This window comes from Bacillus sp. SRB3LM (assembly GCF_015712745.1).
Lineage (GTDB): Bacteria > Bacillota > Bacilli > Bacillales > Bacillaceae_G > Bacillus_A > Bacillus_A thuringiensis_K.
Genome location: NZ_VWVQ01000078.1, coordinates 414,839 through 439,875, shown reverse-complemented (window position 1 = coordinate 439,875; position 25,037 = coordinate 414,839). Strand labels below are relative to the sequence as shown.

Below are 25,037 nucleotides of genomic sequence, written 5' to 3'. Positions count from 1 at the left end.
GTTTAAACAATTGTGACCACATTTGTTTAAACCTCCACAATTTTTTCTAAGCTATTCTCTAAAAATCTTATTTTTCGTTGTAAATAAACCTGATTGGTACTCTTTATGCAAAAGAAAAGATGGAACCTTTAATTCAACTCCACCTTTTTTCGAAATAAAAAGCATCTAATTCTATTTGAATTAGATGCTTACATTTAGTCCTTAAACCTAATATTCTAAACTATTTACGCGTTTGTAAATCTTTTTTTATTACATCCCAGAGTGAATTATCTTGACGCATCGGTTTACCCTCTTCATCCCATTTTATTTTTTCTGTTCCCAATTCATAATTCATCCCTGTCCATGTGTCTTCACGGAATGCATAGAATGATTTATGCCATCCTTTTTGGTTAAAGATAGAAATAAGATCTTGCATGTATTGAGTAGCACCTGGAACAGTACGGTTAATTCCAAACTCCTCTGCAATAATTCGATTAGATGGTACATGATTTTTCTTAGACCATTGTTGAATTGGCTTCAAAAACTTCTCTAATCCCTGTCTATTCCACATTACAGGTTTCTCTAAATCCCCTACTTTTACTAATCCTGGATATTGATATTCCTTGTTTTGTTTTTCACCTTGGCTCGTTAATTCATATGGTTCATACATATGAAATGCGTATAGTGTTTTTTTATCCTCTACTGGTTTTAAATATTTAAAGGCCCATGGAGTAGCATATAAACCTGAATCTAAAATAATCGGTGTTTCTTTGTCCACTTCACGAATGGAGTTAATCACCTTTTCATAAAATCTGTTTAAATCAGCTGTCGTTCCTTTTACTTTTGCATACCATTTCTCGTAATCTTCCGTCCAAAAATCATTATATCTATTATTTTTAGCTGTTTCTGGATGTGGTTCATTTATAATATTATAACCAACCACCGCGGGGTGATCTTTTAGTTCCAGAGCGAGGTCCTTCCAAAATTGACTTGCTTGTTCTTGATACTTCTCTTCTTCCCATATTCTGTCGTCATTCTTATTATTATTAAATTGACGCCATCGATCACCAGGTAAGGATAACATTGTAAGAACGACTTTCATTCCTTGTGATTGTGCGGCATCTAAATCCGCCTTTAATTTTTCTAGATCTTCCTTTACTAATCCCCGATAGTTATCTGCATTACCTATCAGAAAATCCTTTCCAGAAGTATCTGGTTTATCCTCAAATAGAAAATCTTTATCTTTTGCCCATTTATCAGGTGCTAAACGCACATATTCAATATTAGCTTCTTTTGCACTTTTATAGTTTTCAGGTAATGACGTACTATTCATGAAATTAGTACCCTTTCTTTTCGAATCCCAAAAACTAATTTTTGAATCTCCCTTGTGGTATGTATCAGCTCTTACATTCATTTCCTGTACTCCAAAACTCATCATGCCTAATAACGCAACAATTGGCAAAACTTTTTTCACAACTTTCCCTTCTTTCTCTTTATATTTAACACACATAACATACCTTTGTTTTGTTACAGGAATATGGCAATTTTCCAAAAATACCTTTTAAATTTATACATTGGTAGTTCATTCATAAAAAAAGAAAGAGATAATTAGAACGTTGCTTCATTTTAAAAGAAACAAAAAAGGAATCCTTTACGGATTCCTTTTTGCAATGCACTCTTTTCCAAATGGTACATTTTGCACCTACTTTTAGTATAACTTATAATTCCTATAAAATAAATAAGATTAACTGAAATTTACTTCAAATTGTGATAAAAAACATAATTAAGAAGCGCAGATAACTAAATATCATCCCTTTTATTAAATAAAAAAGATTAAATAATTCCCCCTCCAAACTAGGACCCTTTTACACCTTTTACAAATATTGTTATAATTAGATAAACTAAAGCATTATCCCATTAACAAAGAGAATCCATAATTGAAGTCCTTTTGTTAATTAGCTATTAAAAATGATAGCATGTGATTATTGTATAATTTCTTCCTTTTTTAGATCTGCATATTCTTCTACGAAATCCCATAAACCTTGCTTTTCGAAGTAAGAAATACTTTTTTCACTTCTTCTAAGAGTTTAATTGCTTCATCTTCATTAAGAGAACGTAAAATATTGAAATGATATACTCTTCATTTCCTAATTCCATACAAACTGCTAATCCTTTTTCAATAAGTTCTTTTACAATATTTGTTTTTCTTAGCTTATAGTGTTCACGCGCTTGTAAGAACAACGCTTTAAAATGGGCAATATTCTTCTCTGTCACTTCTGATAAATGACGAATTGCTAATTTAGATAAATTTTGAGTTGCATATAATAGTCCTAGATTATGCCTTACTATTAAAATCAATTTTTCTTCATTATGTTTTTGCAAAAGGTCAATGGAACGATTGAAATGTTCTTCCGCTTTTTCAAATTGCTTTAAGAATATACGAGCTGTCCCTAATGCGGTTTCACAAGAAGCAACTTTCACCTCATATCGCATTAGCCCTAAATACAAGGAATATAGATACTTATTTTACTTTCAAAGGCTGAAACCTTGCTGCATAACTACTGAAAATAAAATGAAAAGACGTTCAAATCCATATGGATAGATCGTCTTTTCACTTTATTTCATACATATACTGATTTTTCACTTATTCATTTTGTATTGTACTTAAAAAACCAATAAATTCATCTTCATTTACAGGTTTACTGTAGTAATAGCCCTGAATTAGATAACATGCAGTACGTTGTAACACTGTTAATTGTTCCTTCGTTTCTACCCCTTCTGCTATCACTTTCATGTTTAAAGTATGAGCAAGTGAAATAATGGTTTGTATAATTTCATCTCCATCAGTAGAAGTTCCAATCCTATTAACAAATTCTCTTGGAATTTTCAAAGTATCAATTGGATAAAGAGGCAGATACGCTAATGAAGAATAACCTGTACCAAAATCGTCAATTGATAAATGTACACCATATGATTTTAATGCTTTTAACTTCGATAAGGTTTCCTTTTCATCTACCATTGCTATTCGCTCTGTTAATTCCAAATCAATCGAATTAGCAGGTACTCCTATCTCTTCTATGGTAGATATAATGGTTTGAACAAAATCTTTCTGTTCAAACTCTATAGCTGATAAATTTATCCCCATCTTTAGATTTGAAAAGCCCGCAGAATGCCATTCTTTCAGTTGTTGACACGCTTTCTGTAACGTCCACTTCCCAATTGAAATAATCTGCGCCGTTTCTTCTGCGATAGGTATAAACTCAAAAGGAGAAATCAGCCCAAGCTCTGGATGTTGCCAACGTATTAAAGCCTCTGCACCAATAACCTTACCTGCCTTACTATCAATTTGTGGTTGATACAATAAAAACAACTCATTATTTTCAATTGCATTTGGTAAATCCTGTTCTAATCGTAATCGACGAGTTACTTTTTGAGATAATGTCTCGTCATACATACAAACAGCATTGTTACCTTTTTCCTTTGCGCTATACATAGCGATATCAGCGTGTTGTAAAAGTGTAGTAGTATTTATTCCTCCAAATGGATACACTGCTATTCCTATACTAAGAGATAAGTAAAAACTATGCTGATTTACTACAAATGGTTCTTCAGTTATACGAAATAAAGTTGTACACAAATCCAATAGCTGTTGCTCTGTTTGGTTATGGACAATGATCGCAAACTCATCACCACCTATTCTTGCTAGAGGAATAGTCGGTGACAGACATGTCCTAAAACGTTTGGCAACTTCTTTTAAAACCTTGTCACCAATCGAATGACCCAATGTATCATTAATAGTCTTAAAGCGATTTAAATCAATATACAGGAGCCCAAACTTATCCTGTGTTTTTTGTGCACGCTTAATAGATCTATCTAATTCTTGTTGGAAGAATATACGATTTCCAATCTCCGTCACCGTATCATGGAATGCAAGGTAATTTATCTCTTCCTGTTGTTGTTTCATCCTTGTTATGTCTTTTACCATTACATAGCTCCCAAAGGTTTGTCCTTCTATCATAATAGGAACTATAGTGACATACCAAAAGAGTATATCCTTCTCATTGTTATTTTTCACACGTAACTGTAGTGAAGATGAACTACATCGTTTCCCTTTCTTTATAGCTGCTTCCAATTCAGATTTATCTTCATCTAAAAAAATAGAGAAGCACTCTTTCCCTATCAATGCAGCACTTTCTTTTCCTAATAACATACTTCCAGCCTGGTTTATATTTAATACGATACCGTTTGAATCAATCGTTAAAATAGGATCCGGATGATACTCATATAATGACTTAAATCTCTCTTGATTTTTTACTAAATCATTAGATTTATTTATTAAATCCCTTGTTCTTTGAGATACTGTTTGTTCTAATTGATTATTAAACACTTTTAATGTTTTAGTTAACTCTTTGTTTTGCATTCGTACGATTGTATGACGAATCAGTACAAATACAAAAGCAATACAATTTCCCGTAATTAATGTAGCTGAAGAAGTTTGCTCTTTCAAAGTAAAGCCAATTAAGACTGCAACTGCAAGATAAGGGAATATACCAAGAAGTTTCTCTCCAAATGTCGGATTAATAATAAAATAATTTCTTTTAGAAGAAGTATTCTTTGGGATTGTAGCAGCAATAGCGATAAATAATAGGAAAACTCTATACAAACACCTTAAAAATATAACTGAACGCTCTGACAAATCACCTTGTAAGTAAAAATACAAATAGTCCGTAATAGCCAATCCAGTTAATACTAGGATAAAAATAAACAATTTACTTTTTGCATTGAAAATAGCAGGTCGAAAGATCAGTGTAACTCCAAGTAATAGAAGCAATAAATCTATAATCGGAAAAATAAATGAGAGAAAAACATCTCCAATTGATAAGAATAAAATATTTGCAGATGGTTTATTAAATAGGTACCACTCTAATGTAAAAATAGCAGTAACAACAATGCATAAATCACAAAGTAAATACGCTTTCTCCCATTTGTTACATTCCATCATAATTTTATAAAAGAACGCAAAAAGAAAGAAGAATAAGAAAAACAGTAGAAATACATCAGAAATATTAAAATTTTGTATTGGTAATTCTACATTAAGTACTTGAAAAGCGGATATGAAATTCCCTATCAAAAAACACCCTATTGCAATAGTAATGCAAACCCAGAATACTCCTAACTTAATTTTTTGGGATAATATAGAATACAGTAATGAGATAAATACAGTAGTTTCAACGACTAAAGATGATAGTCGGATATTAAAATCTGATACGAAATAATGATTCGGAAAAACAAATAAAAATATAAAGCAAAAGCTTATATAAGTTATTAAAGCCAATATCAATACATAAAATTGCACATATGCATGCTTACGCAATGGACTCACCTTCTTGAGTTTTTTCTATACTTTTATTAAAAAATGGCTTGATGGTGGCACAAGTCCTACTAATTAAAATGTGTGCTACCTATTATCCATATTATGACCTTTTTAAAAGATTTCTTTCTACACACAACAATCTTATTAACTTTTTGTAGATGTTTACAATTATCAATACTGAGGATTCTAAAAAGGATAAGCTGAAAAATGTAATTTTTTAAGTATTTGCGCGTCGTAAATTTGGCGGGTACAACTTATCTACTCTTTACATATGAGATAGAATCTACTCCTCTATTGGATTATAGTTGCTATCTGTCACACTTAAAAAGGAATGAAAATATACTATCATTAAAATAGAAATTCAAATTAGTTTACGAAACCAACTGTAACTATTATAGTTACACAAAAATTTGATGTTTATAAAAAGGGCGGTAAAGTTTTATCTCCTTACTCAAAGAATTATAAATGATTTAGAATTAGATGAAATTGAAGCTAATATTGCATCTCCCTAAAAAGAATGTTACTCTAAAAATAGAATTATGAAAGGAATGATGGATGAATAATGATTAACTAATTTATATTTTAAGTTGAATTTTATAACTTCAAACTACAAAATATAGGGTTAGTCTATCCATTTTTAAAATTCAGTTCATACTTTATTTGTCATGATTCAAATGATTAATAAGTACTTATTAAGTATAGACGAAAGACTAATCCTTCCGATTACAAATTGGGGGATTTTTTTATTCCCGTTTGTCTTAGTTGAAACTTACTAATTGTTAAATGTACTTCACAAATAAAGGAGCGAGAAAAATGAGTACTTCAGATACTATTGTTACACATGTAATGCTCTATATAAGTCGTTAATATCCATCAAACTTATATAGAGGAATTAAAAAATGGATGGATGTTCCGACTTTATATGAAACGTTTCGATATATAAAGGAGGAATTATTATGTCAATGATAAAGGTCCAAGACTTAACTTTTTCATACCCAGGTAGCTTTGATAATATTTTTGAAAGTGTAAACTTCCAAATAGATACGGATTGGAAGCTGGGATTTATCGGTAGAAACGGACGAGGTAAAACGACATTCTTTAATTTATTGTTAGGGAATTATGAGTATAGCGGGAAAATCCTTGCTTCAGTAGAATTCAATTACTTCCCCTACTCTGTTTCAGATAAGAACAAATTCACTCATGAAATCCTTGAAGAAATTTGTCCCCAAGCCGCAGATTGGGAACTTCTACGTGAGATATCCTATTTAAATGTTGATGCTGAGGTCATGTACAGACCATTTAAAACATTATCAAATGGGGAACAAACAAAAGTGTTGCTTGCTGCACTGTTTTTAAATGCGGGTCAATTTCTATTAATTGATGAACCAACAAATCACTTAGATACAGATGCACGAAAGATAGTCTCCGATTATCTAAGGAAGAAAAAAGGATTTATTTTAATTTCACATGACAGAATCTTTTTAGATGGGTGCGTTGACCATATCCTATCTATTAATAGAGCAAATATTGAAGTTCAAAGTGGTAACTATTCTTCTTGGAAGTTAAATTTTGATAGACAGCAAGAACACGAGAAGGCTACAAATGAGCGCCTACAAAAAGACATAGGGCGATTAAAACAGTCTTCCAAACGTTCAGCAAGTTGGTCTAATGACGTAGAAGCTTCAAAAAATGGAACGAGGAATTCAGGCTCTAAGTTGGATAAGGGGTTTGTAGGACATAAAGCAGCCAAGATGATGAAAAGAGCAAAAAACCTTGAATCAAGGCAACAAAAAGCTATTGAAGAAAAATCAAAATTACTAAAAAATGTGGAAAAAACTGAGTCATTAAAATTGGAACAATTGCAATTTAAATCAAATGAATTGGTTACTTTAGTTGACGTGTCCGTTAAGTACAATGATCAAATTGTGAATGAGCCGATTAGCTTCATAGTTGAACAAGGTGACCGAATTGTACTTGATGGAACGAATGGGAGCGGAAAAAGTAGTATCCTAAAACTAATTCTAGGACATCCGATACAGCATACAGGCTTAGTTACTTTAGGTACAGGACTCATCATTTCCTATGTCCAACAAGATACTTCTCATTTGAAGGGATCACTATCAGGCTTTATTGAAGAGCACAAGATTGATGAAACCTTATTTAAGTCCATCCTAAGTAAGATGGACTTTGACCGAATTCAATTTGAAAAAGATATATCTCATTATTCTGGTGGACAAAAGAAAAAACTGCTTATCGCTAAAAGTTTATGTGAAAAAGCTCATATATATATATGGGACGAACCACTAAATTTTATAGATATCTATTCCCGTATGCAGATTGAAGAACTTATTCAACAATTTAATCCCACAATGGTTATTGTTGAGCATGATAAAATATTTCAACAAACAGTTGCAACGAAAACTATATCTATGTAGCTCAAAACGAATACTTGAAAATATAATCATTAACTTGAGTCCTTGGATGATAAAAACTTTAATGAATTGATAAAAAAAGCCTAATTTCTCTACAATACATTGAGAAATTAGGCTTTAAATAGTAATAATAGAATTCATAAACACTGAATAATTTACACATTAGGTTTATCTGTTAATGCAGTAACAATCCTGTCCACTAAGTCTTCGGGTAATCCATATTCCTTATTAACTACAGCCTGTATACTAGCAAAAGAACTTTCATTGTATTTTGATTGCCTTTTTCCTCTACTATCTTTCTCTTTATTTATGAAGTTTTCACGAGATTCATAGTTCATCTTATCTGATTCTTTACCAATAGATTGATTGGTGTAAATTATACAGATACCTAACATCATAATTACACAAATGAAAATCCCTACTAATTTAAGTCTCATTATTCATTTCCTTCCTGCAACTCTTGCTGTTTCTCGTTCATAATATCTCAACTATATCAAATACATATTAATTTGAAGTAAAATTTTGTTCTTACATATTTCTTAATAGAAAGACTGTATATCCTTCTATTTGTTTGACATCATTAAGATGCTCACAAATAGAAATAAATTCTATTCCTATATATAGATAAATAATCTAAAAATTTATATAATAAGATTAGAAGTGTAGCATATTATTATTATTATTGAAAGGTCTTGATATAATGCTAGGCATTAATGTAAAAAAAACAAATGAAGAGTTAATTATTTCATGGCAATTGGCGGAGATTACAATTCCATTACGTGATGTGATTGAGGTTACCGAAGATGCTACCTATGCTGGTGTTGAAGAAGTAGATGTAATACGTATTGGAACAGCTTATGGGACAACAGACCGTATTTTAATTAAAACAGTAAAAAAAAATTATATATTGTTTACTACAAATAAAGTTGCTATTTTAAATGCCATTCACGCTTAAATATAGGAGTCTTCTTGGCTAAAATGATAAAAATAAGCACATCTTGTTATAAAAACAGATGTGCTTATTTTTTAATTTCTATGCATTTTTACGTTTTAAGAAAATCACTCCACCAACAATTAACAGTAATGCTCCTGCAGCCATAGATATCCAACTTGTAAGATTAGTACCTGTTTGCGGTAACCATCCAATTTTAGATTGAATTTCTTTCTTAAGTTGTGGTTGTTCTTTTACTTGCTCGTTAGGTTGCTCTGGTGTTGGCGTATTTTCATCTGAATTTGGCTGTTCTGGTTTAGGTTGTTCCGATTTTCCCTCCTTAAATTTCACTGTTTGTCCCTTATCTTCAATTTCAGCGTGAATAGCTACTAATATATTATCTTGATACAGTTCTTCAAATACTACTACTTCTTTACCTTGTAATGCAGAAGCATTAAATGTGAAATCTAGTGTGATAGAACCATTTTTCTCTTTAGCAGTAAACTTAGATTCTACTGTTACTTCTTTACCATCAACTAATAATGGCTTGTTTGTTGCTTTATCCATTAGTTTGCCTTTTACAACGTACTCTTTACCCACGATTAAGTCTTTGTATTCCACTTTATCTTGGATTGTTACAGATTTAGAAGCATCTAACTCTTTAGAACCATCAGCTTTGTTTGTTGCTGTCGTTTTAATAAAAGGTTCTACAAATCGAACTGTTTGACCTACATCGTTAATGTCAGCATGAGTTGCAATTACTTGACCCTCATGTAATAAATCTTCAAACACGACTACTTCTCTTCCTTGCTGTTCGGCACCAACAAAAGTAAAGTCTAATGTTACAAACCCATTCTTTTCTTTTGCAGTAAACTTCGTTTCAGCTGTTACTTCTTTTCCATCAATTAATAATGGTTTGTTAATAGCTTTGTTCATTAGTTTACCTTTTACAGTGTACTCTTTACCTACAACTAAGTTAGTATACTCCACTTTGTCTTGAATAGTGATAGAATCCTTTGAATGAATCTCTTTTCCACCATCAGCTTTGTTTGTTGCTGTCGTTTTTACTGATGGCTTAACGAACTTAACTGTTTGACCTTTATCATTGATATCAGCATGTGTCGTAACAACTTTTCCGTCTTTCAGTAACTCTTCGAATACTACTACTTCTTTTTCTTCTAAACCAGTTGCATCAAAAGTGAAATCTAGTGTAATAGAACCATTTGCTTCTTTTGGTGTAAACTTCGTTTCAGCAGTTACTTCTTTACCATTTACAACTAATGGTTTATTAGTCTCTTTATTCATTAATTTACCTTTTAAAGTGTACTCTTTACCTACTTGTAGGTCTTTGTATTCCACTTTATCTTGGATTGTTACAGACTTAGACGTGTGCATTTCTTTTGTACCATCTGTTTTATCAGTAGCTGTTGTTTTTATTGAAGGAATCTTTTCATCTTTGACAATGTGTTTAATGATTAGACCATTCTCTTTAATTTCAAAAGAGAACGTTTCTTCATTTAATACATAACCTTTTGGTGCAACAGTTTCTTTATATGTATATTTTCCAAATGGTAACTTTTCAAATTTAGCGATTCCTTTATCGTCTGTTTTTCCTTTTACTACTTCTTTTCCTGCTTCGTTATAAATCGTAAATTCTGCATTTGGAAGCTTGTTATTTCCATCAGCTACATCTACCTTTGTAATTTCTAGATCACCTTTGATAACATGATTAACTGCCAATAACTCAATAATCTTTCCATGTTCCTTTATTTCGAACAAAATTGGTTCTTTAACAAGAACGTAACCATTTGGAGAAGCCTTTTCTACAAATGAATATTTACCATACGCTAAATCTTTGACGTTAATCTCGCCATTTTTATCTGTCTTATATTCTCCAACTACTTTTCCACTTTCATCTTTCAATTCAAATACTGCACCTTCTAATTTTTTACTAATATCTTCATTATCTACTTTTAGTAATTTTATACTACCTTTCACTTCGGTATTTTCCACTGTAAAAGTAAGTGTTTTATTGTGCTCTTTAATTTCAAAAGGATACTTTGTTTTATTTCCAATATATCCATTAGGTGTTTTTGTCTCTAAGAAATAATATTTACCATACGTAAGACCTTCAACGTTTGCAATTCCATTTTCTTTTGTTACTACTTTTTTCACTTCTTTTCCATCTTCAGTGAAGACTGTGAATTCAACATTTGGTAAAATCTTTCCTGAATCACTAAGCTTTTTAATTTCGATGTTACCTTTTACTTTGTTATTTACTATTTGGACAGCTCCTGTTTCTCCTGTCTTAACTTCAATAGTTTGTGGTTTATCATCTGAAACATAGCCTGTTGGTGCTTTAATTTCTTTTAATGTGTAAGTACCAATTGGTAAGTTGTTTAATTCTGCCATACCATCAGCACCAGTCGTGATTTTTCCGACTGATTCATTATTTACAGTAAAGACCTCAAATACTGCACCAGCTAAAACTTCTCCATTTTCTCCAACCTTTTTAATTTTTAAAGAACCAGCTGCTTCCCAATTTACTGCAAGATCACTACTAAGCTTTTCTTCATTTCTCTCTAATAGTACTGTAGCATTCTGAACAGTATCCGTACCACGGTAAGCAATTGCTTGAACTTTAGTTAAATTAGCAGCAACACTTAAATTAAATTCACCCGTTTTTGTATTCTTAGGAATTTGGATACGAAATTTTTCTCCAACTGAAAGCTGATCTTTCACTTCTCCATTTTCACTAACAATTCTAACTCCATTAGGTGCATTTTTCGCTACTACCTTATAAGAACCACCCTTAGCATTTGTTTGTACTGAATATAGATTTGTTTCGAAGAATTCACCCTTTAATTCTGCTTTTTGCTTTTCAGCAGGAATCACATTCATAAAAACATCTTGAGTCTCTTCACTATTGTTAGCATTACTAATAATAGCCTTAGCTGCTTTTTCAACATTTTTATTCTCATGTTTTAATTCATTTACATCGAGTTGACCTAATGCATTCCAAACCGCAAGTTGCGTTGCATAATGCGCTTCATTTTTATTAGCTACTCCCAGCTGTTCAGCACTTTTTTGCGGGAAACCATTTAATAAGACTCTATATACTACATTATCTGTTTTCCCCATTTCAGGAAGATCTTCACCATTTGGTGATTTTAATCCAAGGGTTAAGCAATAAGCAATTTGACCACTTGAATTTTTAATCATTTCAGTGCGAATGTACTTACCTAGACTATTACTATAACTCCAGTCCATTGAATATTTCTCATGCGTCATAACCTCTGCACTAGCCCTAGGTAAAAATACATTAAGGAATAATACCAGTACTGATAATAATGTAAAAACTCTTATAATGACTCTCTTACCCAATTTTGTAACCTCCCTAGAATAAATTAATTCGAGTATATATCGCAATATCTAAAACATTCACGATCGACCCAATTATCATTATAAAACAATAAATTACAAATATTAAATAATTTTAATAAAATAGTCAAAAAATTTACACATTTTATTATTTATCAAGTTTTTTAACGAATTTACTATATACAAATTCTAAAACATGCCTAGAATTTAAAAGACAAATATGTATGTTAAATATATAAATAGCAATTCCTTTACTCCAATTATTAAGCTTTCCCCCTATTAAAAATAGCCTTTTCACTTTCTTATTAATCTGAGTAATTTATACACCTCTTTTAATCTATTACACTCCTCCATTTAAATATAAAGGTGACTTCTTGTTCAAAGAATAAAGTGAAACTTTAATCCGCCCGATTCCCCTCTAACTTCTTTGCTTTCATTGAATTTTTGGACGGGAGTCTTACTGCCCAAAAATAGCGGGATATATTATGCAATATTGCATTTGATAATCATTTTCGATGTAACTATAATGATTACAGGATTACTATTAATCCAATATTCTACATGGAGGTTTTATTATGTTTAAAAAAATTATTGTATCTTCTATGGCGCTTACTATGTTCGGTGGAGCTGCAACTATGCTAGAGGCACCTACTGCTCAAGCAGCTTCTTATAACTTAACGTCATCCTCTTACTTTGATGTCACTCCTGAAGAGGCCGTGGCTTTCTATCAATCTCAAGACTATAAAAAATTAAAAGTATTTTTGGATGACTTTGAAGCTAGAAACCCTTATACTCCAGGTGGAGGCTACGCTCAAGGGAGTGTACGTATGCAAAAATTCAACGATGCTCTTAGAGATGCCAAATTAACAAATGTCTACCAAGAATTTATTAGAATCTCATACTACAATCATTATCCAGAACCAAAATAATAACAACGGATAAAATGTTTATTATTTCTATAACTTAGCCTAATTTTAAATGTATAACCTAAAAATAATTACTAAAAACCACTCATATAAGAGTGGTTTTTCTATTTCCCCATATAATGTAGCTAAATGTTACATCATCTTTATTTTAATATCTTTTATAGTAGACATTCTCTCGTTGACACAATCTAGTAGGTTAGCAATGGGGATATCAAAATATATTTATAATTATTTTCTGTTTAATAGCAAAAAACGAACACCCTCTCACAATTAGATAAGGTGCTCGTTTTCATTTTTATCGGTAATTCTCAATTCATTTTAGCTTCTTTCCAATAAGCAAAGATTAAATTAACTTAAAAACAAAGCGTTTTAAATTTAATTCATAGATCTTACTGAAACTTGGAATTGCCCCTTAGAACCATCATCATTTGAAACGTAAATTTTATATGTTCCATTCGGTAATGGAGATAAAGCATTCCGTACATTTGTAACATTAATTTGTTGTTCTCCAGGTTTTATATAACCACCAACAATTAGCTCTGTATTTGGACCTTTTACACTATATCCCATTGTATTTTGACCATTATTTTTCATAGAGAAGCTTAAGTCAGTACTCCCATCATATACGAAAGAAGTTACAGCCTCGCCGCTATAATCCATTGTTTGAGTTAATAATAAGTCTGCAGAAACATGTTCAACTAAATGAATTGGATCATTCGTTTTGTGTACTTCTTCAGCATAAGTATTATTCCCTAACACACCAAGTGTTAATGCTGAAACTACTCCACAACTAAGCACTAGTTTATTTAACTTCATTTTAAGTTCCCCCTTGATGTTTGTATTCTATTACCATCATACATCCTTTTTTAAGTGCGTTTTTATGTAATAATTCATATCTATAAACCTATATATCTTAACTTTTCACCTTAATAGTTATTGAGAAAGCCACATAGATAAAGCTACAATATTACACTTCATAAAAAACATGTAAATTTTAAAGTCTTTTTCTAACAAAGTTTTATACGAGTAAGTACCAAAATAATCAAATAAATAGCATTTCTATTTCAGATAAAATGTACTAATAAAATTTTTCTAAAATTTCACTTTGTAATTTGATATATTCCATGTTAATATAACGAAGGCTACAAAACAGGAGTCACCACGCATATCATTTTCACAGAATATTCATACTTAAAAAGACTTATTTTATCAGTAACTCAATCCAAATTTCACCTATACAAAAGTTAGTTTATGATTTCATATGTACATAAATTTAAATAGATTTTTTATCTATTATTTTTTTCTATTTTCCTTATCAATTTTAATACGAGTAATATAACAGCACTTTTCAAGTACCCTTCCTTTTTTAGATAAAAAGTCTACTAATACTAAACATCTATGTCCAACTCATACATAATTCTACTTACAAACTATCGGAGATGCAAAACTATGGGAATTTCTACTCTTTTATTAAATACCTTTATTATAATAATTTGTATCCTTAGCTATCACGTATTTTGGCTAGAGTTTAAAGAAAAAATAACATGTAATAATATGTTATTTTCTATCCTTTCCTCCATTGCTATTATTTTTTGTATGACTTTTCCTTTTCATTTACATGTGGGATTTATTTATGATTTACGTTTTATTCCTATAATATTAGTTTTTCTATATGGAAATACAAAAAACATTGTTTTTATAGGAATTTTATATCTTTCTTACCGGTTTTACTTAGGCGGAAATGGCGTTCTTCCATCATTTATTATCTTTACTATCATTTCTGTTATAACAATGCTCTTTCGTTACTTATTACCTATGTATTTTAAAGAAAAAAAGATATTATTAAGCTTACTTCTTATTTTAGTATGTACAGCTTCCCTTTCTATTTGCGGTATTGTAACTCAAATAAATACAGGAGGTAAAATAGACTCTACTCTCATAGAATTTTTATTAAATTATATAATCATTAATATTTTCACAGTATTATTATCAGTTTATTTTATAGAGGAAATGATTGAGAAATATAAAATGAAAGAAAAACTGCAACGGGCTGAAAAATTTTATATAGCTAGCGAACTAGTAGCGTCAATTGCACACGAAATCCACAATCCACTAACCACGGTACATGGATTCACTCAATTATTAAATGAAAAACATGCCTCTAAGCTATCTCAGGATCAATACTTAGAAATCATGTTAATTGAAATGCAGCAAATACAATCTACTATTAATAACTATTTATCTTTAACCAAACCACAGAATACCCTAAAAGAAAAAATAGATATTAATCACATTTTAAATCAGGTGAAAGATACTATTTCACCACTCGCTCTATCATACAAAGTTGAAATCAAACAAAATAGTACAGATTCCTTTTATATAAATGGGGACCCCGAAAAATTCAAACTCTGTCTAAACAACATCATCCAAAACGGAATTGAGGCTATGAAAAATGGTGGATTATTACAAATAAATATACAAAAAGTAAAAGGAAATATCATAATTGATATTATTGATTCAGGAATTGGGATGTCATCTCAACAAATAAAACGAATTGCTTTGCCATTCTATTCAACAACAGAAAAAGGAACTGGGCTTGGTACTATGATTGCTTATAGTATTATTAGAGAATTAAACGGAGATATAGAAATAGAGAGTGAATTAGGTAAAGGGACACGCTTTTCTATTAGTATCCCTTGCTAATGTGATAACAATTTTCTGTTTAGCTAATTACATAAATGAATTTTAAAAATCCCGCTAGCTAGCTTACTTATTAATTATCTTAAATTCATATGCGTTAATTAAATATAATAAGGATCAGAGCCTATCTATTGTTACAGATACACTCTGATCCTTTAGTTTAATTCAATTAAAAACACTTAATATTTATAACTTTTCTTACATCGTGATGAAATACTAGTTCATCGATTTTATCTTATTTACTGATTAGATTGGTTTAATATAAATATAACACCTCGCAACACTTAATTTGTTATTATCATTAGGGACATTGCCTGCAGTTGTTTTTCCATTAAAGTACAGACCTTTTTCCATTCATTGAAAAAGACAACTCCCCTTTTACTACTTCACTTCCACCGTATAATTCCCTGTCCCTCCTCCATACTGATACACATGTAAATAATACTTCCCTGGATACGTGTAGTAACTACCTACTAATTTATTCCCTTGTTGCTGAGCATACGTAACATAATTATTTAAATCTGCTTCAGAATAAAGTACCCAGTTCATTCCGATATTATTTTCATTCGTTACGTTAATTTGAAGGTTTTTAGCAGTCTCCACATTAATTTCAAAGAAGTCACTTGTATCGCCATTTCCTAAACTAGCACGTAAAACTTGATTTAACTGCAATTTGTTTGCTGTTTGGAATGAGTTATTCGGTTCTTTTTCTACACTGTTATCTTCTTTCTTTTGAGCAGTTACAGTCGCTGTAGCAGTATTAGTTGCTCCTTTATCGTCTGTTACTGTTAATTTAGCCGTATACGCTCCTTCTTTTGTATATACGTGAGTTGGATTTTGCTCATTACTTACTGCTCCATCACCAAACTCCCATTTATATGAAATAATTTTCCCATCTTCATCTTTTGATCCGTTGCTTGTAAATGAAATTGCTTCATTTACATTTCCACTATACGGACCGTTTATAACCGCAACTGGTGCTTTATTCTCTGCCCCTTCTTCCGTATTAATACCGTGGAACACAACATCATATTCAAATTGTCCTGATGCATTCACCCGATAATTTACGAAATATGCTGTTACTGTTTTATAGCCTGTCCATTCCTTTGCACTTAAACGTTTTAACGTATCATTAACGTTTTGTGTAATTGTTTTCCAATCTTCATATTCTCCTTTTGCTGCAGTTCCTGTATATGTTCCTTGTAGTGTGAATGTATTAAAGAACTGTGATTTATTTTTCTTCACTGATACATTTTTCAATTTTGCTTCCGCTGTTATTTCTGCTGCAATATCTGAAACTGGCTTCGATGCATGATTCGCTAAATAATCGTCTGATACTAATGGCACATTATATTTCTCACGATTATCAACTAGCATTTGCATATAGTCTTGATATTCTTTATTTAAATTCGCATCTTTACTTAATGTAGAGCGATATGCATCATATGCTGTTACATCATTTTTCCTAATAAGATCATGTATTTTATCAAACATATCATATCTCTTATTGTACATATACGATTGTAAAGCAAAGGAATAATTATAGAAATCCCACGTTCCATACTTTGCATTTAACGTTCGCTCTGCCGTATAACGCTCTGCTGGATTGGAAGATAATCCTCCTATAATACTCTTTCTCGGTACAACATTATCCGTTCTCGTTGCCCCTGCAAAAAATTCAGCATTCCCTTCTTCAAACCAAGATAACCTTTCATTTTCATATATTTTCCCTTGTCCCCATAACCCTGGTACTTCATATCTACCTTGTAAATAATGCGTGAACTCGTGTCTGAATAATTCTTCTAAACTATAAATACTTTCTTCTAGCGTACGCTCATAAGTAAAGAACGTACCTGTTCCTTCTATATAAAGACCACCGTTATTCGTTTCATAACCGTACAATTGACGATTAAATTGATATTCTGCTGGGCTATTATAAATAACCATCGTTAATACATCATCAGGATTTCCTTTTTCTAAAGGTTGATCACTTTCAACCGTACGATGGAATTGTGCCTTCACTTCTTTTGCCGCCCAATATAAACGTTTTACTTTTTCTTCTGTCACTTTATCTCCAGCTTTTAAAACAATTGCCCCATCATCAAACGTATACGTTTTTGGCAAATATTTTTTCTTTCCCTCTTCTCTTATTTGATCTAAATTCACCACGTTACCATTTGCATCTTTTCCGCCATAATTCGTTGCGATTTGCTCAGCAGCTACGAAATATTGCTCCCCTAAATACGGGTAAATTTTCATCGCATCTGTTACAACTTGTAACCCTTTCGTTCCTGTATTATGGAACATACCGAGTCTACCTGTATAATAAATGCCATTATTAATAAGCCAACCGTTTTTTTCTGTAATCGTTCCCATTAATGCAAAACGACTTAGTTCATTAATATAACTATCTATTTTCTGATACCATACTGTATCTTTCGGTTCTTTCCTCGTATCGTACAAATACGATTGAATGTCGTAATCAATACCTTGCATAATATCGTAAATAGCATTTCCAGCTGAAAGATTATCTACTAATGTAGAAAAATTATCATTATATTGTTTAAAAATCTTTGCAGCCGATGTTATCGTTTCCACATCGCTCGAAGCGTTTCCTATCAACTTTCCGTATGATGATACCACTCTATTTTGCTCTAATGTACCCAGCTTGAAATTTGAGTTGTTAGCTATCGCTTTTAATGCGGGTAAGCATTTATCATGATAACCCCGTTCATTTAATTTACTAAGTTCCGAATTATAAAATCCTAAATAAAATCCTGAACGTAATACCTCCACTAATGTCTCAATCCCTTTTGAATCATCCTTCGTATAGGCTTGTCCTTGCTGCTTCAATTTATCAATAATCGCCTGCATCCTACTATCATTTTGATAGAATGCTAGACTGTCTGTATTAAACTGAAATAGCCCCGTAATTTGCTCCCAATCAATTGTTACAAGTAAATCTACTAACTGCTGATTGCTTAATTGATTTAATTCAGCAATTGTATAAGTTTTCTCTACAGCTAATTGCTTACTTTCTTTTTTCACCTCAGGTGGTCTTTGTGATAAATCGGCAAATTGTAGCCTTTTCTCAAAAGACTTGCTTTCGAGCACTTTCGATGAATGAGCTAATTCTTGTACTGGTAGTTGTACACCGACTGGCTCCATTTTGAGCACATTTCGATAAGAAACTTGCTCTCCCTTAGTATCTTCTGCCAAACTTCCCCCTTGAAAACTCCCTAACATTAAACTAGCAAAACTTACCCCTACTAACATTTTCTTTGAATAGCCTTTCATGCTCTCCCCTACCTTACATTTTTAGTGTCCCGCTCCATTATTTTACTATTTTCACTTTATGTCCTGTATTGAGAAAAAATAAGGTAACGTTCACACATGTATTCATTCCATGTAAAATTAACGCTTGACTTTCCGTACATTTTATATCAAAAAAAAGATAGATAATAGCAAAATTCCTGCTACATCTATCCTCATTTTCAACACTATGATTTTAACTTTATAAACGTAACTTCCGGTAATGTTTGCATATGCTGAATAAACTCATTCTGTTCTTCTGACGATATATTTTTCAGTTGCATCCCTATCTTATAAACAGTTTCTGTACCTTGCTGTGAAGCTTCCACCTCATATGAGAGTATTGGGATGCCTTTCACTTGTAGTGTTTCCAATACTTGTTGTACCGCTTCATGTTTGTTTACAAACATTTGCACTGTAATATTTTGTGGAAATAAAAATTGCACCTTAAAAATACGACTTACAATTTCTAAACCAATTAAAACGAGAATCGTCGCTCCAATGCCTACTACATACATTCCTGCTCCAATTGCTAATCCTATGCCGGCAGTAGCCCATAAACCAGCCGCGGTCGTTAATCCTTTCACCGCCTGCTTTTGAATAATAATTGTGCCTGCACCTAAAAAACCAACTCCACTAACGACTTGCGCTGCAATCCGACTTGGGTCTAGAGACGTATGCTCTTCATACACAATATCTGAAAAGGCATATTTCGAAACAACCATTATTAACGCACTTCCTACCGCTACGAGGAAATGAGTCTTTAATCCAGCTTCTTTCGATCGAATTTCTCTTTCAATACCAATCATTGCTCCTAACAAGCCAGCAACACCGATTCGTATAATAAAATCAAAATCTACACTCACGGGCACTTCCCCCTTTCATTCATTATAGATAGATAAAACAAAAATTATCACAAATATCCATTTATCAACATGAAAGAATATCACTAAAATAAACTTAATACTCCGACCGTTTTATGTTAATATTTTAAATATTAACATAAAATAAATAACTCCTAATTTTAAACCTTCACTAATTTTCTAAAAAACCAAAGGTGGATTACATGAAATTAGGTTGAGAAATTATGGAAAACGCTTTCATTTTGTGTCATAATTTTTTATAAATACTACATAAATAAAGGAGCTTACTAACAATGAACGTCTCGTTACTTACACCTACTACTGATTTACAAGAAGAATACTTAGATTTCTATAACGAATGGAAAGATAGCGGTGAAACAATGATCCCGTGGGTTATCTCAAAAAATCCTGCCAACTTCCCAGCTATGGTTCAAGAACTTCTCGATGCGCATAACGGAATAAATATCCCTGAAACTTGGGTACCAGACTCTACATATTGGCTTGTTACAGATGAAAATAAAATTGTGGGAGTTGTTAATATACGTCATAGTTTAACCGAACATTTATTTAACGCTGGCGGTCATATTGGTTATGGCATTCGCCCTTCTGAAAGAAGAAAAGGTTATGCTACGAAGTTACTAGCATTATCATTAGAAAAAACGAAGGAATTAGACATCACGAAAGTACTTGTCGTTTGCGACGCAGTGAATACCGCTTCTGAAAAAACGATTTTACATAACGGCGGGCTTCGTGATGATGATTTCACTGAGGAAGATGGGAATGTAGTAAGAAGATATTGGATTGAGCTATGAATGATCACAAATAAGCGAGAAAGTGATTATACACTTTCTCGCTTATTTTACACTGCTTCTATTTCAAATTGCACTGTAATACCACTTGGATCTACCACCACAAACCCATTTGTAGTTTCATTTATTTCATGTTGTTTTTCTATTAATCTTTCTTTCACTTCATCTAACGCTTCTTTATACGGTAGTACAATCGTATACACTTTTAGCCCAGTTGCATGTACTGGTGGGTGTGGGTTGTTTACTCCGTTCCACGTATTTGCACCAATATGGTGATGATATCCCCCTGCTGAAATAAATAAGCAATCCTCTTCACGCTGTTGTACTTCAAAACCTACTGTTTCCACATAAAATTCATGTGATTTCTCTACATCAGCTATTCGTAAATGTACGTGCCCAACGACAGTATTAGCAGGCAAACCAGCAAACTCATAATCAACAAGTGTTGCCAATTCTTTTAAATCAAGTGGTGTACTTCCTCCTGGCCCTTCTCCCCATCGATCGCGCGGACGGTCTGCATAAATTTCAATACCATTCCCCTCTAAATCTTGCAAATAAAAAGCTTCGCTATATGTATGATCACTTGCACTATTAAACCTTGAAATTGGTAAAATTTCATTTGAATATGTATAACGCCCTTCTTGCTCAGCCGGGCTGTCAATTACATTCTTATTACGAAGAACCCCAAATAGCGCAGAAGCAAAAGCTTCACGAGTCGGAACTAAAAAGGCTACATGATATATACCAGTCGTACGCGGTTCTTGCAGTACCCCTTCCTCTAACTTTTCAAGAACAAGTAACGCGTTCTTTCCACCTTTTCCAGATAAATATGCTTTATTTTCCTCTTGCTTAATTACTTCTAAGCCTACCACATTTTCATAAAAAGCAATTTGACGCTCTAAATCTTTCACTTTAAATTCAACATGACCAATACGTGTTTTCGGATGAATTTGTACCATGAATAACTTTATCTCCTTATCCCTATATTTTCCCATTACATATAACCGTTACTATGAAGGATACAAGTAAAATCATCCTATGTAAATAATAAAAGTCAGAATTTACATACATTTTTATTTTCATAATAAAAAATGCACCTCCAATTGTTAGACTGTGTCTAACAATTGGGGTGCACTTCATTTTAACTTTTAGAAAAGGTGGCTTTTTAACTCTTATCTCATTTTATGTACTTCAGCAACTAGCTTTCCACCCTGAATGCCCATATAAAGCTTCACAGGTGCATCATTCGTATTTTCAAATACTAAATCTAAATATGGATATGCAATTGTAGCATCTCTTCCTTGTGGAACATAACCTACCGTTTTAGAATGTGTAGTTCTCTCCACCATTTTCAGGCCAGCTTGATCTGCTGCATTGTATAAAGTTGAAGATGTTTGACAAACACCACCGCCATATCCATCTACTAATTTACCGTCAACAATTTCTTTCCCTAATTGATATCCTTTATCTGGTGTTGTATCACCGATTAATGAATTAAAAGAGAAACGGTCTCCTTTTGCTAGCACAACTCCATTTATGCTCGCTGCTGACAAACGAATATTCTCAATACGGCCACCTGTTGAACCACCTAAGTTCGTTTCATATCTACCAATTACCGTACCATTTCCTTGCGCATCACTTAATGTTGCGACTGGTTTTTTCTCCACGATCGGCAACTGATACGTAGCATCCCACATACCAACATTTAACAATTTATCTACTAATTCTTTTTCCATTAATTCATAAGAAGGTTTTCCTTCTTGCCAACTTCCATCAGGTGCTATACGTGAAGGAACCATTTTTTTGTCGACGCTTTTTCCAACCTCACCAACAACCTTTGTTACAGACTTTTTAAATTTTGCTTCATCTTCAAAATAGCCTAAACTAGATAAATCTAATTTTTTCACTTCAGTACCAGTTCGACCATCAACTAAACTAATAGTATTCTGCACTTCTGCTTTAGCCTCTACAGTGTGCCCACCAATATCACTTACCAATGCAACATCACTTACTTTTGCACCACAGCCACTCATTATAGCTACACATAACACCCCAACTAATATACCCTTTACTTTACGGAACAATATACTCTCTCCCTTTCCCCAACATCACTATTATGTATTTATTTCATTTTTATGTATGTTTTGTTACAATCATTTTACAATATGTTTATAAAATGTTACAAGTTATTTTTCACTCTATATAAATTACTCTTTTCTTTTACAAATGTCTATATATATTTACATAAAAGTTTGAGCTTGATAGAATTGTAACTTTTATGTAAACTCCCCTTTTATCCAGTATATACCATTGACCAAAAGAAATACAAATTAAAAACCCTCAAGCTATTTTTTATAAAGTGAAACTTTAATCAGTGGGGTCTTACTGCCCAGCAAATAGCACGATAAAGAGAAATCCCTCAATATAAATAGGTATTTGCCGTGCCACCGCTCCGCTTTTGCACATACATTATGGTGAATTCAACCTATTTTAAAGAAATGGAGGATGTTATTATGTATCCCTACAATCCATATGATCCATATAATCAATATGCGTACCAACAACCACAGTATGACTTACAAGCACAATACCAATCTTATATAGATCAAGCAGAGCAAACGAATTCATATGACCAAAATAGACAATTCCAACTTCCAATCTCTTTTCCTGGCACTGGAAATCGTCAATTAGAAAGACGCGTAAATGAGCTTGAACAAAGAGTACGTCAACTAGAAAATACAGTTGAGCGCCATACACGTAGACTAAACCGCTTAAACCAACGTTTACGCACAGTAGAAAACAGGCTAAACATTCCATTCGCAGCATTAGAAGACGGATTTTAATCGAGAAAATAAAAATTATATAAGGAAGGGGCTCCCCCTTCCTTATATAAATTGACGAAAGTTTTTTCCATCTCTATACTGATAAGAGTTAATGAAATGAAACAAGGTGATAAATATGGATTTTGAAATAAATTATCTTTCCTTTTATGTTGTACAAGTAGAAGGAAAAGGTGAAGCAGTTGATAAACGCTACAAACATTTTCAAACTTTAGACGCTGAAGAATATGAAGATAGCTCATTAAAAGAATTTTTGAATGGTGAGTTATTAAAAATATCAAAGCGAAAAGTAGAACGTCATGCAAAAACAGAACAAGCCCCAACAAAGATTGGTCGCTTTATTGTAGAAGAAGGACACGAACTGGATTCAAACCCTCATTACAACCTTTTTAATCGTATTCGCTTTGCAGAAACAAAGGAAAGCTTTAAAGATATGAGCGAACCTCTCGTTTATACATATCTTGACACAAGCGCTGTACGCGGAGGTGTATTTTTAATTGCACAGGCAAAACTACGCAAATACTTTGATGATCCATTCGTATTCGTAATGAAATGTGACTTCGAACCAAAGGTGGCTTCTATTTCTGATGAATCAACACTGATTCGTAACGTTGAAATGGCCATCACAACAAAGAATATGAAATCTATCCAATATCCGTACATGCCTGAAGAAGGTATGGTTGAAGTAGGCGAACTAAAAATACACCAAGCATCACATGCCCGCTACTTCGAAGACTTCTTAAAATTTGTCGAATATGAACGCTCTATGCCTGAAATTATGAAAACACAGGTAATGGACATGGTATACGACCAAATTGAAGATGTATTTGAAGAAGGTACGGAAGAACGCGAACAATTCGACCAAGCGATGGAAGTATGGGCTGCCAGTCCGAAACGCGAAATTATGGAACAATTTTCAACCGAAGAGGTAATGGAAGCAACCGCTCAAATCGTCGAGCACGCTCCTGAAGTGGAATTGAAGCTAAAAGCAGACCATATCTCTGTAAAGGCCCTGCTTGCTGATTTCGGGGATCAAATACATATTGCGAAGGTAAATGACCGATATGTACTTATGATTGAAGCAGACACACTTACGTTTGAAAAAGGCTTCTCTCCTATTGAGTTTCTGAAGCCAGATGAGCTGCAAGATGTGATTGAGCGGATTGAGAATAAGCAGCAGTATTCGTTTGATCCGAGCGGTATTGAATAAATACTTCCATATAACTATTTTTACTGAGCGCTTTTAACAAGCGCTCTTTTATTTTAGACTTAGTTGACATTTATATTAAAAACCGATTCTACTAAGAATCGGTTGCTCTGCTTTATAGCAAAATATGTTTATGTTTAAAATTTTTTAATCTAAGATGAAATTTGTTGCAGAATCAAGTAGATTCTTTCCTTGTTATACAAGCGTATTTCCATTAAAGATATCTGCTTCAATATTTCTAGTTGATTAAACCCTTCTATAAGTTTTTTATGTTGTTCCTTTT

Annotated in this window: 15 protein-coding genes and 2 pseudogenes; 7 read left to right on the top strand and 10 right to left on the bottom strand. The window is 32.5% G+C overall.

The window, feature by feature from the left end; translation table 11 throughout:
• Positions 1-220 precede the first annotated feature (220 nt).
• The 3 genes and pseudogenes from F3I02_RS25775 to F3I02_RS25765 all read right to left on the bottom strand — a co-directional run bounded on the left by F3I02_RS25775 (position 221) and on the right by F3I02_RS25765 (position 5,353).
• Entirely contained in the window at positions 221-1,489 is a 1,269-nt protein-coding gene (locus F3I02_RS25775; protein WP_002026152.1) for a glycoside hydrolase family 5 protein, read from the bottom strand.
• A gap of 496 nt (positions 1,490-1,985) precedes the next feature.
• A pseudogene (locus F3I02_RS35170) lies at positions 1,986-2,466 on the bottom strand (tetratricopeptide repeat protein); the annotation flags it as partial.
• A gap of 157 nt (positions 2,467-2,623) precedes the next feature.
• The gene (locus tag F3I02_RS25765; protein ID WP_001225490.1) at positions 2,624-5,353 is read right to left on the bottom strand and encodes a sensor domain-containing protein; all 2,730 of its coding nucleotides are present in this window, start codon (positions 5,351-5,353) and stop codon (positions 2,624-2,626) included.
• A 956-nt stretch (positions 5,354-6,309) separates the two neighbouring features.
• Between F3I02_RS25765 and F3I02_RS25760 the strand changes: the two genes are divergently transcribed.
• The gene (locus F3I02_RS25760) at positions 6,310-7,788 is read left to right on the top strand and encodes an Lsa family ABC-F type ribosomal protection protein (protein WP_000061799.1); all 1,479 of its coding nucleotides are present in this window, start codon (positions 6,310-6,312) and stop codon (positions 7,786-7,788) included.
• 200 nt (positions 7,789-7,988) lie between these two features.
• Here F3I02_RS25760 and F3I02_RS25755 read toward each other — a convergent pair.
• Positions 7,989-8,222: pseudogene (locus F3I02_RS25755) on the bottom strand (hypothetical protein); the annotation flags it as partial.
• Positions 8,223-8,485: 263 nt separating this feature from the next.
• Here F3I02_RS25755 and F3I02_RS25750 point away from each other — a divergent pair.
• Positions 8,486-8,740: a SunI/YnzG family protein gene (locus F3I02_RS25750; RefSeq protein WP_074593035.1), complete on the top strand. Its 255-nt coding sequence runs from the start codon at positions 8,486-8,488 to the stop codon at positions 8,738-8,740.
• Between the two features lie 78 nt (positions 8,741-8,818).
• Here the strand turns inward: F3I02_RS25750 and F3I02_RS25745 are convergent, their stop codons facing one another.
• Positions 8,819-12,100: a VaFE repeat-containing surface-anchored protein gene (locus F3I02_RS25745; RefSeq protein WP_196478548.1), complete on the bottom strand. Its 3,282-nt coding sequence runs from the start codon at positions 12,098-12,100 to the stop codon at positions 8,819-8,821.
• Between the two features lie 572 nt (positions 12,101-12,672).
• Here F3I02_RS25745 and F3I02_RS25740 point away from each other — a divergent pair.
• A complete protein-coding gene (locus tag F3I02_RS25740; protein ID WP_061884460.1) occupies positions 12,673-13,026 on the top strand; it encodes a hypothetical protein in 354 nt (117 codons plus the stop codon).
• Positions 13,027-13,398: 372 nt separating this feature from the next.
• On the opposite strand, the gene F3I02_RS25735 is transcribed toward F3I02_RS25740, so the two are convergent.
• Positions 13,399-13,839, bottom strand: a complete 441-nt coding sequence (locus tag F3I02_RS25735; protein ID WP_000773515.1) for a hypothetical protein — start codon at positions 13,837-13,839, stop codon at positions 13,399-13,401.
• A gap of 633 nt (positions 13,840-14,472) precedes the next feature.
• On the opposite strand from F3I02_RS25735, the gene F3I02_RS25730 reads away from it, so the two are divergent.
• A complete protein-coding gene (locus tag F3I02_RS25730; RefSeq protein WP_086388747.1) occupies positions 14,473-15,726 on the top strand; it encodes a sensor histidine kinase in 1,254 nt (417 codons plus the stop codon).
• Positions 15,727-16,104: 378 nt separating this feature from the next.
• On the opposite strand, the gene colA is transcribed toward F3I02_RS25730, so the two are convergent.
• Together colA and F3I02_RS25720 are read right to left on the bottom strand one after the other, a co-directional pair.
• Positions 16,105-19,020, bottom strand: coding sequence for a collagenase ColA (colA, locus tag F3I02_RS25725; RefSeq protein ID WP_196478547.1), 2,916 nt, complete (start codon positions 19,018-19,020; stop codon positions 16,105-16,107).
• 203 nt (positions 19,021-19,223) lie between these two features.
• Positions 19,224-19,901 (bottom strand): MgtC/SapB family protein, encoded by a 678-nt coding sequence (locus tag F3I02_RS25720; RefSeq protein ID WP_000109731.1) that lies wholly within the window; start codon positions 19,899-19,901, stop codon positions 19,224-19,226.
• 290 nt (positions 19,902-20,191) lie between these two features.
• Here F3I02_RS25720 and F3I02_RS25715 point away from each other — a divergent pair, with 290 nt between their 5' ends.
• On the top strand, positions 20,192-20,710 hold the full coding sequence (locus tag F3I02_RS25715) for a GNAT family N-acetyltransferase (RefSeq protein ID WP_196478546.1): 519 nt from the start codon (positions 20,192-20,194) through the stop codon (positions 20,708-20,710).
• 47 nt (positions 20,711-20,757) lie between these two features.
• On the opposite strand, the gene F3I02_RS25710 is transcribed toward F3I02_RS25715, so the two are convergent.
• Positions 20,758-21,666: a VOC family protein gene (locus F3I02_RS25710; protein WP_000249873.1), complete on the bottom strand. Its 909-nt coding sequence runs from the start codon at positions 21,664-21,666 to the stop codon at positions 20,758-20,760.
• 213 nt (positions 21,667-21,879) lie between these two features.
• Positions 21,880-22,791, bottom strand: a complete 912-nt coding sequence (locus F3I02_RS25705) for a VanW family protein (RefSeq protein WP_000488974.1) — start codon at positions 22,789-22,791, stop codon at positions 21,880-21,882.
• Positions 22,792-23,220: 429 nt separating this feature from the next.
• On the opposite strand from F3I02_RS25705, the gene F3I02_RS25700 reads away from it, so the two are divergent.
• Complete coding sequence (locus tag F3I02_RS25700; RefSeq protein ID WP_000283712.1) at positions 23,221-23,550, top strand: hypothetical protein; 330 nt, start codon at positions 23,221-23,223, stop codon at positions 23,548-23,550.
• A 115-nt stretch (positions 23,551-23,665) separates the two neighbouring features.
• Positions 23,666-24,757, top strand: a complete 1,092-nt coding sequence (locus F3I02_RS25695) for a DUF3900 domain-containing protein (RefSeq protein WP_000345055.1) — start codon at positions 23,666-23,668, stop codon at positions 24,755-24,757.
• Positions 24,758-25,037: the final 280 nt, after the last annotated feature.

What these genes read in the sequence shown, in the direction of transcription:
- F3I02_RS25700 (WP_000283712.1), top strand. Translation starts at nt 23,221, where the DNA reads ATGTATCCCTACAATCCATATGATCCATATAATCAATATGCGTACCAA.
- F3I02_RS25710 (WP_000249873.1), bottom strand. Translation starts at nt 21,666, where the DNA reads ATGGTACAAATTCATCCGAAAACACGTATTGGTCATGTTGAATTTAAA.
- colA (WP_196478547.1), bottom strand. Translation starts at nt 19,020, where the DNA reads ATGAAAGGCTATTCAAAGAAAATGTTAGTAGGGGTAAGTTTTGCTAGT.
- F3I02_RS25735 (WP_000773515.1), bottom strand. Translation starts at nt 13,839, where the DNA reads ATGAAGTTAAATAAACTAGTGCTTAGTTGTGGAGTAGTTTCAGCATTA.
- F3I02_RS25740 (WP_061884460.1), top strand. Translation starts at nt 12,673, where the DNA reads ATGTTTAAAAAAATTATTGTATCTTCTATGGCGCTTACTATGTTCGGT.
- F3I02_RS25730 (WP_086388747.1), top strand. Translation starts at nt 14,473, where the DNA reads ATGGGAATTTCTACTCTTTTATTAAATACCTTTATTATAATAATTTGT.
- F3I02_RS25750 (WP_074593035.1), top strand. Translation starts at nt 8,486, where the DNA reads ATGCTAGGCATTAATGTAAAAAAAACAAATGAAGAGTTAATTATTTCA.
- F3I02_RS25760 (WP_000061799.1), top strand. Translation starts at nt 6,310, where the DNA reads ATGTCAATGATAAAGGTCCAAGACTTAACTTTTTCATACCCAGGTAGC.
- F3I02_RS25715 (WP_196478546.1), top strand. Translation starts at nt 20,192, where the DNA reads ATGAACGTCTCGTTACTTACACCTACTACTGATTTACAAGAAGAATAC.
- F3I02_RS25775 (WP_002026152.1), bottom strand. Translation starts at nt 1,489, where the DNA reads ATGTGTGTTAAATATAAAGAGAAAGAAGGGAAAGTTGTGAAAAAAGTT.
- F3I02_RS25695 (WP_000345055.1), top strand. Translation starts at nt 23,666, where the DNA reads ATGGATTTTGAAATAAATTATCTTTCCTTTTATGTTGTACAAGTAGAA.